The 12,263-nt window shown below is 45.2% G+C and carries 10 protein-coding genes and 2 tRNA genes; 1 reads left to right on the forward strand and 11 read right to left on the reverse strand.

Annotation, left to right across the window (positions count from 1 at the left end; all coding sequences use genetic code 11):
• Positions 1-357 precede the first annotated feature (357 nt).
• The 11 genes from LF817_RS12445 to LF817_RS12495 form a co-directional block, all read right to left on the reverse strand.
• Positions 358-1,569, reverse strand: coding sequence for a S1C family serine protease (locus LF817_RS12445; protein ID WP_371925056.1), 1,212 nt, complete (start codon positions 1,567-1,569; stop codon positions 358-360).
• Between the two features lie 70 nt (positions 1,570-1,639).
• Positions 1,640-2,434 (reverse strand): MBL fold metallo-hydrolase, encoded by a 795-nt coding sequence (locus LF817_RS12450; protein ID WP_253936149.1) that lies wholly within the window; start codon positions 2,432-2,434, stop codon positions 1,640-1,642.
• A 21-nt stretch (positions 2,435-2,455) separates the two neighbouring features.
• Positions 2,456-3,376: a two-component system regulatory protein YycI gene (locus LF817_RS12455; protein WP_253936150.1), complete on the reverse strand. Its 921-nt coding sequence runs from the start codon at positions 3,374-3,376 to the stop codon at positions 2,456-2,458.
• Positions 3,357-4,697: a YycH family regulatory protein gene (locus LF817_RS12460; protein ID WP_253936151.1), complete on the reverse strand. Its 1,341-nt coding sequence runs from the start codon at positions 4,695-4,697 to the stop codon at positions 3,357-3,359. The genes LF817_RS12455 and LF817_RS12460 overlap by 20 nt, the downstream gene beginning before the upstream one ends.
• Complete coding sequence (walK, locus tag LF817_RS12465) at positions 4,694-6,535, reverse strand: cell wall metabolism sensor histidine kinase WalK (protein ID WP_253936152.1); 1,842 nt, start codon at positions 6,533-6,535, stop codon at positions 4,694-4,696. Before walK ends, LF817_RS12460 begins: the two co-directional genes overlap by 4 nt.
• Positions 6,536-6,544: 9 nt before the next feature.
• A complete protein-coding gene (yycF, locus tag LF817_RS12470) occupies positions 6,545-7,249 on the reverse strand; it encodes a response regulator YycF (protein ID WP_253936153.1) in 705 nt (234 codons plus the stop codon).
• A gap of 114 nt (positions 7,250-7,363) precedes the next feature.
• Complete coding sequence (locus LF817_RS20430) at positions 7,364-8,758, reverse strand: peptidoglycan DD-metalloendopeptidase family protein (RefSeq protein WP_253936154.1); 1,395 nt, start codon at positions 8,756-8,758, stop codon at positions 7,364-7,366.
• Between the two features lie 289 nt (positions 8,759-9,047).
• Positions 9,048-9,120: transfer RNA gene (locus LF817_RS12480), tRNA-Phe, on the reverse strand.
• A gap of 44 nt (positions 9,121-9,164) precedes the next feature.
• Positions 9,165-9,241 (reverse strand) — tRNA-Asp (locus LF817_RS12485).
• Positions 9,242-9,317: 76 nt separating this feature from the next.
• Complete coding sequence (locus tag LF817_RS12490) at positions 9,318-9,866, reverse strand: LOG family protein (protein ID WP_253936155.1); 549 nt, start codon at positions 9,864-9,866, stop codon at positions 9,318-9,320.
• 91 nt (positions 9,867-9,957) lie between these two features.
• Positions 9,958-11,247, reverse strand: a complete 1,290-nt coding sequence (locus LF817_RS12495; protein ID WP_253936156.1) for an adenylosuccinate synthase — start codon at positions 11,245-11,247, stop codon at positions 9,958-9,960.
• A gap of 248 nt (positions 11,248-11,495) precedes the next feature.
• Between LF817_RS12495 and LF817_RS12500 the strand changes: the two genes are divergently transcribed.
• Positions 11,496-12,260, forward strand: a complete 765-nt coding sequence (locus tag LF817_RS12500) for a DeoR/GlpR family DNA-binding transcription regulator (protein WP_253936157.1) — start codon at positions 11,496-11,498, stop codon at positions 12,258-12,260.
• Positions 12,261-12,263 lie beyond the last annotated feature (3 nt).

Here is a 12,263-nt window from a genome sequence, read left to right on the forward strand (position 1 = left end):
GATAGCCGTTAGTAGACTTTTGCGGAAATTAGAGGATTATGTAGAATGTTGTTGAAAAAGGGAGAGCTTAAGGCTTTGTTCCCTGTGCACATGTGGATAAGACGACTAACGAATTAAGTTACCCACAATTATCCACAGACTTATGCACAGAAATTGTTAATTTTGAGCTATTCACAAGTTATCCCACGGTGTGAACAGTTTATCCACAGTTCTATCCACATATGCACAAATTGATGTGTCTATATTGTGTTAGCATGTATGTTCGCCACCATATATGCTATTTATCCAGAATATTATTCACACGGTGTGGATAAAAAAAGCGTGTGCTTTTTGAGGAGCACACGCTTTTACAAGAGTCTATTCCTGGGTGCCAAGGGTGACGGTTGTTGAATTTTGTTCACCGTTGCGATAATAGGTGACTTCTAATGTATCTCCTGGATTCTTTTCATCGTACAAGTATTTGCGTAAATCGATGATGTCGGCTACGGGCTCTCCATCAAGCTCTGTAATGACGTCGAGTGGTTCGAGTCCTGCTTTTGAAGCTGGAGACATTTGCGTAATGCTTCGAATATACAATCCATCTTCCACATCGTCTGGCAGGTTGAGCGTGCTCTGCAGTTCTGAAGAAGGCACTTCTTTTAATCCGTAGGCTTCAATGCCGATAAATGCACGTTCCACCTGGCCGTTTTCCTCGAGCTGCTCGATTAAGGGCAGGGCCGCATCGATAGGAATCGCGAATCCGATGCCTTCGACGGAGGATTGAGCGACTTTCATAGAATTGATGCCGATCAGTTGGCCGTTGACGTTAATCAACGCTCCTCCGCTGTTCCCGGGGTTGATCGCTGCATCTGTCTGAATGACCTCTGCCTGCCAGTCCGGCTGTCCGTCGTTGTTAAAATCCTGAGGGATCGCACGCTGGGTTCCGCTGATAATTCCTTTCGTAACGGAGCCTGCGAATCGTAATCCTAATGGGTTTCCGATGGCGATGGCCGGTTCACCGACTTTCAGGCTTTCTGACGTTCCGATTTCCGCTACTTTGGTGACCGTTTCGTCCGACATTTCGAGTACGGCGAGATCGGAGAATACGTCTCCTCCGACGAGTTCAGCGGGCACTCTCGTTTCATCGGACATGACGACTTCTATATCGTTTGCACCTTCAATGACGTGATTGTTCGTAACGACATAGGCTTTTCCGTCTTCCTGCTTGTAAATGACCCCTGATCCTTCTCCTGCCTGTTCAGAGCCTGGCTCCTCCCAGAACTGGGATTGGGACTGGTTATTGACGACCCCGACGACCGAGGGGGTGACTTCTTCTACGATTTCTGTAATCTGGGTATTTACATCAAGCTCTACCCGTTCGCTGTTTAAGTTGGTGTCTTCGTCTTCTATGGATTCACGGTCCTCGTCCGGTGCTGTCATGTCATAAGGGAGTAAATTGGTTTGTACCAGCGCAGGCAACGCCAGCAAAACGAGAACAGCACCGAGCACAATCCCGATAAGGGCAGGCGTTATGAATCGGCGGCTCTTCTTCTGCTGTGTGGCTGGTGAATGATCGTCGTAGTATCCCACGGCTATCACCTTTCCTTTCTTCCACATCTTATTCTACCTTATTCTTACCTTAACTTTGAGTTTTAAAACCCTACAAGTCATAGATTGGCGTCGCATAGGCGGGATCGGTATCATGCAGTTCGATTCTTCTGCCGATTTCAAAACCGCGTTCCTGTAACACGTCCTGTACGGACATACGGGCCAGCTCTTTCATATTATTATCCAAGCTGAGGTGGGCTAAATAGACGCGCTTCGTTTGATCATCCAAAATATCAGTGAGAGCAAGGGCACAATCTTCATTGGACACGTGGCCGGAATCACCTAGAATTCTTCGTTTCACGTTCCATGGATAGCGGCCCATCCTCAGCATGCTTACATCGTGATTCGATTCGAAAATGAGAGCGTCAGAGCCTTCCACCGTTTTTTTGATGCGCTCGGATACATAGCCTAGATCGGTGACGAGCGATACTTTTTTTCCGTCTTTACGAAAGGTATAAAACATCGGATCGGCGGCATCGTGGGAGACGGCGAATGATTCGATGTCTATTCCGCCGAAAGTCCGCGTTTCTTCCATATTGAAATGGAATTTCTGATCGGTTTTAAGCTTCCCGAGCTGCCCTTCCATCGCCTGCCACGTCTTTTCATTAGCGTAAATCGGCAGGTTGTAGCGCCTGGCCATAATCCCTAATCCTTTAATGTGGTCACTATGTTCGTGAGTGACTAGAATTCTTGAAAGATCGTGTGGATCCACTTCAATTTGATCAAGCAGCCCTTCCACTTTCTTTCCACTTAGTCCAGCATCAACTAAAATTTTCTCATCGCCGGACTCAATATAAAATGCATTGCCTGTACTGCCTGAGGCAAGCACACTGAATCGTAAACTCATTGTATGACACCCCATGTCGATCTATTCTTCTTCCTCTTCATCAGAGCTGCTTTCATCATCGTTTTCTTCTTCATCAGCTTCTTCATTAGTAATGATATCTTCTCCATTTTCGTCCATGACGTCCATAAAGTACTCTGTTGTAGCCTCAATAAACTCGTCTTCATCAATATCGAGCATACGGCCTTCGCCGGTCACCGCATTGACGAAAAGATCTTCTTCGCCATTGACGGTAATTTTCCAAATCGGTGCGAACACCTGAGTCGGATCAAAGGTCGCTGCTGAATAGTAGCCTATTTTCATTTCCGTGACTTCATCGCCCGTCGTAATGACCTGGTCTTCGTATAAAATGTCAATGACGTCAATCGGCTCTAACAGTTCGCGTTCATCTCCGCTGTCATCCTCATCTTCTCTTAACTGGGTCAGCTGATACCCTGTCATCTGCCCGTCTTCCACGTCCACCATCAATACGCCTCCCGAATTGTAATATACCGTCCGGGTGTTGGTCGTCTGGAAGAAAAGGATTTTATCTCTTTGTTCATTCCATCCCCAATACGAGTACTGACTAATGAAGGGAACATATTCACCGACGACTTCTGTGATCTCTTCTTCATCGTCCTCAATATCTACAGGTTCATCTAAAGTGGATACGAGCAGATTTTCATTGAAGACTTGAGCCTCCTGATCGGTTAAATCACGAATGCCGTCTAACTGGCTTTCAGAAAAATCACTGAGAGAAGCAATTAAAAAGCTGACTTCAGGAGCTTCTTCCGGCACGTCTCCGCTGATCTCCACGTTATTCTCAGCAGGACTTTCGTCGAACATCGAATCTTGCAGGGTCCCTACCTGAGCTTCCTCCTGCTTCGTCAAAAATTGCTGCAGCAAGAACAGATCCAAAATAAGGAAGCTGAGGATGAACAATGTTTTAATTTGTCCCCACTGCATGAGCTACCCCTCCTTCTCCGCTCGATGAAGATAACTCATTAATCTCTTTCCAGCTGCCATTTTCTTTGACGAACCAGACGGGAATGAGGTCATACACCTGCTGGTAATTTTGAGATTGAGGAGCAATCGTATAGCCGATTTTAATATCTTCGATCAGGTTCACGTTATATTGACGGGAATCTTCCAAAAAGGCGGCCACATCTTCCCCGGAAGGTAATTCTGTTTCGTTAGGGTTCGGGTAGGATGGGTCGAAATCACGAAGTGGACGCACATAACGCTGCTCTTCTTCGCCATCGTACTCCAGCCTGATTCTATGAACGTCATCTGCACTGGAAAGCAGAGGAATGTCATTGAAATACATATTGTAAACAATAGAAGAATTGGAAGGATTCAGCTCCGATAACCGGAACGTGTCTGTCCAGCCTTCATGTGTATTGATAAAATTCACACTTCTTTCTAACAAGTCATACGAATTTAAAGCCCTTTGCACATCTGAAGTATTCGGCGTGAGCTTCGTGTATTCCATTCGATTGCCGTTGCCAAGTGTTTCTAGTCTTCTGCTGTTATCGGTCAATCGCTGCTCGCTCGTCGATCCCTCTGAAACGTTGACGACGGGTGAGTCAGGAAATAATTCATTTTTTAAAGGCAGAATATCAATTCGTTCCGTTTCTACAGAATCCTCCTGGACGGTCACACTGTCTTTCGGGATATAAATCCGCTTGTCTTCATCTTCCGCAAACAGAGTCTGCTCGGCCAGTAATTCTTCATCGCTGTAGCTGTCCGCTAACTGATCCGCGTCATCCGGTCCGATGGAAGCTCTGAATGCTGCTGAACTTTCTGAGTCCGACGTGAACATCAGCTCAGCCCCATCTGGGTTATACGTAATGAACATTCTGTTGAATTGACCGGACGGCACTTCATTTTCGCTTTCAACGTTGAATAGTTCAGGAATCATCTTAGAAGGGATGCGTGTCGGAAAAGAAAGCTCCACCCAATTGCCTTCATTGAATTGAGGTTCTCGATTTTCTGTGGTAGTCAAACCTGAGAGCGTCCAGTCTCTCATATCATTGAAAGCAAGTCTCGTATCGGCTTGGTTTCTAAAGGAATAATGCGCTCCGTCCAGATGAAAAATGAACTGATCCGGCTCAATGAGAGAAGAGATCTCGACTTCTTCACCCTCAATGCTCGTTTCATCAATAAGGCTGTCCCCGTCTTCTGCACTTTCATATTCCGGCTGGTAGTACCACAAACCTACAGTAAGCAGCAAACTAAAACCGATGAGTATGACGAGAATAATAGATTTCAACGTTTCTACCTTCATTTGCGCTTCCTCCGCTTCTGGTTAATGAGCGGAAGGGTGAAGAAAACGGTCGTACCTTTACCTTCTTGACTATTCGCCCATATTTGACCATGGTGGGATTCAATTATTTCCCGGGCAATAGCGAGACCGAGTCCCGTACCGCCCACTTCCCTGGACCGAGCTTTATCCACCCGATAAAAACGATCGAATATTTTATCAACCGTGTCAGACGGCATCCCCATCCCCTGATCCGTGATACTTACAAGCAGCTGTTTCTTCATCGTTTCTGCTTTAAGGGTAATCGTTCCGCCTTCTGGGGAATATTTGATCGAATTGGAAATGATATTGTCGAGCACTTGAGTGATTTTGTCTTTATCGATCCAAACATACAAGCTTTGTTCCGTCAAAATTCGTTCAAACGCATTCTTTTGATCTTTATGCATTTCAAAACGGTCAATCACGTGGCTGAAATACTCGATAAACTCCACTTTTTCTTTAAACAGCCCGGTATCTTTGCGATCCATTTTGGAAAGCTGGAGTAAATCATTCACAAGCCGGATCATGCGGTCGGTCTCGTTTTGTGTAACGTCGAGGAAGCGGGGGGCGATTTCCTTGTTTTCCCACGCTCCGTCCGTCAATGCTTCGAGATAGCTTTTCATGGTTGTGAGCGGGGTGCGAAGTTCATGCGATACGTTGGAAACGAACTCCCTCCGCTCCTGTTCGATCCGCTCCTGCTCGGTTACATCGCTGATTACTGAAATGAACCCGTCCATTTCTTCATTTTCATTTTGAACGACCGAGAAATTGGCTTTCAGTAACAGCGGCTGATCCTCCGTACTTAAATCGATGATAATCGATCCGATCGACTCAATATCATTCACATCGGTAACCTGTTCATTGAGATCGAGAATATCGATCAGTGATTGACCCTGCACTTCTTCAAAGGATTGGCCGATCAGCTTGGAGGCCGGGGCGTTCATTAAAGTGATCGCACCTAAACGGTCCGTTGCGATAACACCATCCGACATATTTGAAAGAACGGAGCTTAACTTCCGCCGCTCACCTTCTGTCGTGGCTTGAGACTGCTTCAGCTTGTCATTCAAATCGTTGAATGTGACACCGAGCTGACCGATTTCATCGTTGCCGTGCACGCTCACTTTTTGTGAAAAGTCTCCTGTTGCCATAATTTGAGCCTGTCTTCTCATTTCGGATAAAGGTTTAGTGATCGTCCTGGCGACAAGAATACCTAATAAAGCCGTCACAGTAATCGCTAACAGCGTCCCACGCGCAAAAATGTTATTGATATCCTGCAGCTGGTCATATACATTCGTCAAATTCGCCTGATAACTTACCGCCGCATGGACTTCTTCGCCATCACTGCTTTCCACCGGTTTGGCCCCGACGAGCAGTCGGTTCTGCGTATCAGGGTCGAGCTGAATCTCCGGATCCTGGTTGCTTCTATACAGTAAGGCGCTGGTAATCCTCGGGTCATTTGATTTCTTACCTACGTCTGACCGGTTAAAGTCTTCCGGATCATATGTAGCAATGACTCGGCGGTTGGAATAGTCGATCACTTGCAGCTTATGAATATCACTTTCATTAAAATCGTCGATCAGCCGCTGTACATCGGTTTCTAGGGTCGTATCGGAATCGTCCCGCTCCGTTTCATAAGCATTCTGCAGGCTGTAGTTTAAAGAGTTCAGCCTGCCCTCTAACGACTCTTCGAAGTTTTCAACGAGCCGATCCTCCAATTCCCCGACAAAGTAGGACCCAATCACCTGAATGGCTAGAAGGAGGAGTAAAATATATACGATCGTCAGCTTCAGCCGAACAGACTGGAGAAAACCTACCTTTTTCATACACAAACACTACTCCTGCTCTGGATTTCTTAAATAATACCCGACCCCTCGTCGTGTTACGATCCACATTGGATTGCTGGGGCTTTCTTCTATTTTTTCGCGCAAGCGTCGAACGGTCACATCCACGGTACGAACGTCACCATAATAATCATAGCCCCATACCGTTTCTAACAAGTGTTCACGCGTCATAACCTGTCCAGTGTGACGGGCCAGATAATGGAGCAGCTCAAATTCACGGTGCGTCAGTTCGATGTGCGAACCATCTCTCGTCACGGTATAAGCATCCGGGTGAATGACCAGACGCCCGATCGTAATGTCTTTAGACTGCTGGGAAGAATCCTCAGGTTCCTGCTGGTGGCGGCGTAAGTTCGCCTTTACACGAGCAATCAATTCGCGGTTACTGAACGGTTTGGTGACATAATCATCCGCGCCCATTTCCAATCCTAATACTTTATCGATTTCTGCATCTTTAGCGGTCAGCATAATTATAGGCATCGCATGAGTTTTTCGAACCTCACGACACACTTCATTTCCATCTTTATTAGGAAGCATGATGTCGAGTAAAATCAGTTCAGGATTTTCCTCATCAGCCTTACGGATCGCTTCATCGCCATCGTAAGCGCACACCACTTCATAGCCTTCCTTTTCCAAGTTGAATTTCAATATATCAGCAATTGGCTTTTCGTCATCTACTACTAAAATTTTCTGTGCCATTATTCAGTCACTTCCTTTTTTCAACTTCAGTGCTTTCCCTCATTTTAACTTATTTCGATGAAAATGTCTTATCCAGTAGAAAAAAGCTGCTATGAAATCATAGCAGCTTCTCGTTTATATGTGGTCCAAAGGATTTTCCAATGAGCCATCCTTATGAATTTCGAAATGCAAGTGTACGCCAGTCGAGCGTCCGGTTGTTCCCATGTCTCCAAGAGAAGAACCTTTTTCGACAGTGTCACCTTCATTTACATCAATAGATTCCAGATGAGCATACGTCGTCTCGTACCCATTGTTATGATCAATGACTACTTTATTTCCGTACGCTCCATCTTTACCGGCCTCGATGACTTTCCCGTGATCAGCAGCCTTAATTGTTCTGTCTTTTACCCCTGCAATATCGATCCCCTTGTGATACTTACCCCAACGTTCACCCTGTTTACTTGTGATCGATCCATCGACGGCCGGCCATGAGAAATTGCCCGACCCTTTCGAAGGGATCACTTTTGTGCCTTTAAGAATAATTTCTTTTTCAGGCTTTTTTATCTCTTTTTCTTTTATCGTGCCTTCGTCCATCGTGCGATCATTCTTTTTGTCTTTGTAGTAATGTATTTCTTTCTCGCCGTCTTGACCTTTTTGTTTCGTCTCTTTTTTCCCTTTTTCTAAGTCGTCGGTTTCGACTATTTCTGTTTCGTAAGGGATTTTCTCTTTTTTAATACCTTCTTCTCTAACTGAAACTTCTGTTACAGGTTCGGTTTCTGTAATATCGATTTCCTCATCCTTAGATAAGGAATCACTTTCATCTAATTCAGGGTTATCCTGTAACAATTCATCTTTCGACACATCGTACTCAGATGTCAGATCTTCCACATCTTCGCCTTCGTCAGCCACATGTACCGTTTGTTCAGGGACGCCTTTCTCTAAAATCTCTACAGCGTCGTCCACCTGTTGGATCTCAGAAGGGTCTACAAGCTTCTCTTGCTGTTTGACCTGCTTCGTCAGCTCGACATCCATAATAGTCTTATCTTCAACGTCCGGCTTCTCCTCATCGGAACGCTCTTCCAGGGCTTGAAGATCCTCTTCATCGACGAATTTCTCTTTATAACGCTGAAGAGCTTTATCTGCATCTTTTTCGTTCGCCAGGTGAGCGACTGTTTCGTCCTCTACGACTAAACTAACGGCTGATGCAGCTATTTCTATTTCTTCTTCAAGTTCACGGAGCGTCTCCTCTGTTTCAACCGATGGAGAAAACTGTTTCTCAGGTACATAGGTTACTTTTTCTAAAAGCTCTACATCTACATCTTCATGCTTGTCCTGCGCTTCTCCTAAGCGTTGGTCCACATATTCCTCGGCATCTGCTTTATTTTCCACAAGACCTAGATGTTTACCGTCTATGTAGACGTGGTAAATATTCTCTAGATTATCCTCGGCATACACCGTACCAAAGCTCAATGTCATCGCAAGCAAAGCAATGGCCAAGGCCTTTTTCCAAAGGCCCGTCGTCTCTTTCACGTACAAATCCCCCTATGTCAAATCTCTCTCTATTTTTCTTTTTATTTGTATATTCTCGTATTTTTTGACACTTTTTCAATTTACCATAGGTAGAAAGACTAGTGTTGAAAATGAAAAAGATGTAATGAATTTATAATATAGCTGGTAAATATCTCATGCATTTGTTTTATATTTATTCTTTTTGTGTATTTTTACACTTTTTTAAGGTAAAATTTGTATGTTATATTACGGTTATGTAACGACTTATATAAAAAAACGTCAGCATATTGTATGCTGACGCTTCAAGTAGTGGCTCGGGACGGAATCGAACCGCCGACACACGGATTTTCAGTCCGTTGCTCTACCGACTGAGCTACCGAGCCATGATAGATGAAATTTTTAATGATGTTCTGCGGATAAATAAAAATGGCGGTCCGGACGGGACTCGAACCCGCGACCTCCTGCGTGACAGGCAGGCATTCTAACCAACTGAACTACCGGACCAGTATGACTTCTTTACCGCAACGAAGAATATCATACCATATGGGTTTCCTATTACGCAATATATTTTTTCATGAATCTATTCGTCTGCCTTGTTTTCAAGAAGCGAAAGCAAGTCGTGGGACTCAGTAGATTCGATAAGCAGGCTTCGGTTTGCGGCCCGCACAAATCCGGCTTCTATCGCATGATCGAGCAGCTCCATCAAGGGAGTATAATACCCTTCGATATTGAATACTCCAATCGGCTTGACGTGAAGACCTATTTGCGCCCACGTGATCGTTTCGAACAGTTCCTCAAATGTTCCGAACCCTCCAGGAAGTGCGATAAATCCGTCAGCAAGCTCACTCATTTTTTCTTTTCGCTGGTGCATCGTCTCTACCTCGATAAATTGGGTGAGCCCTTGATGGACGATTTCCTTTTCAAATAAAGGGGTCGGCATGATGCCTGTCACTTTTCCTCCTGCTTCAAGGATCGCATCAGCTAACACTCCCATTAGTCCACTTTGCGCGCCGCCATAGACGAGCTCTATATTCTTCTCTGCAAAAGCTTCTCCGAGTTTTTTTGTATGCTCTGTGAATGCCGGGTCGTTTCCTGCACTGGAGCCGGCAAATACGCTGATTCGTTTCATGTGTACGTCCTCCTTCGTAAGTAGTATGTGTTCTTTTACCTATCAAAAACACGCCTCCCTTTATTATAAGGAAGACGTGCCATTTTAAAAACTATTCACTGTATACGCTGCGGACGACGTTTGTTTGAGAACGGTCCGGGCCGACAGAAAAGATAGAAAGCGGAATGCCTGTAAGCTGAGACACGCGCTCTAAGTAGTTACGGGCGTTGACGGGCAGTTCGTGCAGTGTCTCCACTCCCGTAATGTCTTCCGTCCAGCCTGGCATTTCTTCATAGACGGGTTCACATTCAGCTAACACTTTAAGGCTGGCTGGGAACTCTTCCATAATTTCGCCTTTATATTTGTAGGCTGTACAAATTTTCAGCGTTTCGATACCTGTTAGAACGTCGATGGAATTCAGAGACAAGTCGGTAATGCCGCTCACACGGCGGGCATGACGGACGACGACGCTGTCGAACCAGCCGACACGACGCGGACGGCCTGTTGTTGTACCGTATTCACGGCCGACTTCACGGATTTGATCGCCGGTTTCATTTTCTAATTCAGTTGGAAAAGGACCATCGCCGACACGAGTCGTGTACGCTTTAGATACGCCGACGACGTGTTTGATTTTTGATGGGCCGACACCTGAACCGATCGTCACTCCACCAGCAATCGGATTAGAGGACGTCACGAATGGATACGTACCCTGGTCGATATCAAGCATGACACCTTGCGCGCCTTCAAATAAAACGCGGCGGCCTTCATCTAAGTTATCGTTTAAGACGACAGATGTATCACATACATACTTTGCGATTTCCTGACCGTACTCGTAATATTCTTCTAAAATTTCTTCGACAGTAAACAGCTTCGATTCATACACTTTTTCAAATAAGCGATTCTTCTCCGCTAAGTTCTGCTCTAATTTTTCACGGAACGCGTCTTTATCCATAAGGTCAGCAATTCGGATGCCTGTACGTGCGGCTTTGTCCATGTACGCAGGACCGATTCCTTTTTTCGTTGTGCCGATTTTGTTTGCGCCTTTTTCTTCCTCCTGCAGCTCATCCAGCTTCAAGTGGTAGGGAAGAATGACGTGGGCACGATTGCTGATGCGCAGGTTATCTGTAGATACGCCTTTATCGTGTAAGTATTTTAATTCTTCTAATAAGGCTTTCGGATCGATGACCATTCCGTTGCCTAATACACAAACTTTATCGTCAAAAAATATTCCTGAGGGAATTAAGTGCAATTTGTAAGTGACACCGTCAAATTTAATGGTATGCCCGGCATTATTTCCGCCTTGATAACGAGCGACAACCTCGGCATTCTGTGATAGAAAATCAGTGATCTTACCTTTACCTTCGTCGCCCCATTGGGTTCCGACAACTACTACTGAAGACATAAGGCACCTCCGCCTGTTAATTTACTGTTTCATTTATTCCAACGTCAGTTTATCAATTTTAGGAAAGAACGTCAATGTAAAAACCGAACAATTAATTTTATTCAAGTTATAATGTTCGATTTCAAGATATCAGGATAGGATTTCCACAAAACGCACTAATACTTACAATAACTTATTTTACTTGTATTATTAATTATAATTACTTACAATAACTTATATAAATAGATGAATAAGAGGAGCGGCTTACCTTGTATCAACAAGAACGTCTCATTGAAATCATGAACTACTTACAGCATACCCGCAGAATTTCCGTTGAAAAGATATGTGAGCTTTTCGAGGTGTCTAGAGATACCGCGCGAAGGGATCTCGTCAAGCTTGAAGAGCAGCAGGCGGTCGTGCGCACACGCGGAGGGGCAATCCTGCCGACGACTCACCACGAATTAAAGGACTACACGAACCGGCTGCGCACCGTTTCTGAAGAAAAGCTCGCGATCGGGCGCAAAGCGGCTTCCCTTCTGCGCAGTGGCGACAAAGTGATTCTTGATGCATCGACGACGGTGCAGTCTTGCGCCACCCAGCTAGAGGATTTGGATATTACGGTCGTCACAAATTCAATTAACCTGGCTGATATTTTATCGGATAAAAAGCAGGCTCACATTCATTTATTAGGCGGCCAGCTGAATAAGGAGCATCGCTTTTTATATGGAACGTCTGTTACCGACAGGCTTTCAAAATATAACGTCGATCATGCATTTATCGGAGTGGTCGGCATCTCAGAACACGGATTGACGATCGCCCATGAAGAGGACGGTATGGTCAAAAGCAAAATGACGGAGCAGGCCAGGCAGGTGACGGTCCTCGCCGACCATACGAAAATTGGAGTCACCGATTTTTATCAATATGCCGGACTTAAAGATGTTGATTTATTGATCACGGACCGGACGCCGAGCCTGGAGTTCCAACAATTGCTCAAAACTCATGACGTAGAGCTGTTAGTAACGGAGGAGGACTAAGAT

Origin of the sequence: Halobacillus sp. A1, assembly GCF_024189295.1 — a bacterium.
GTDB lineage: Bacteria > Bacillota > Bacilli > Bacillales > Halobacillaceae > Halobacillus_A.

Bases quoted from the DNA above. Each gene is read 5' to 3' on its own strand.
- LF817_RS12460 (WP_253936151.1), bottom strand. From the start codon at position 4,697: ATGAAGGTAGAAACGTTGAAATCTATTATTCTCGTCATACTCATCGGT.
- LF817_RS12450 (WP_253936149.1), bottom strand. From the start codon at position 2,434: ATGAGTTTACGATTCAGTGTGCTTGCCTCAGGCAGTACAGGCAATGCA.
- yycF (WP_253936153.1), bottom strand. From the start codon at position 7,249: ATGGCACAGAAAATTTTAGTAGTAGATGACGAAAAGCCAATTGCTGAT.
- LF817_RS12490 (WP_253936155.1), bottom strand. From the start codon at position 9,866: ATGAAACGAATCAGCGTATTTGCCGGCTCCAGTGCAGGAAACGACCCG.
- LF817_RS12455 (WP_253936150.1), bottom strand. From the start codon at position 3,376: ATGCAGTGGGGACAAATTAAAACATTGTTCATCCTCAGCTTCCTTATT.
- LF817_RS12495 (WP_253936156.1), bottom strand. From the start codon at position 11,247: ATGTCTTCAGTAGTAGTTGTCGGAACCCAATGGGGCGACGAAGGTAAA.
- walK (WP_253936152.1), bottom strand. From the start codon at position 6,535: ATGAAAAAGGTAGGTTTTCTCCAGTCTGTTCGGCTGAAGCTGACGATC.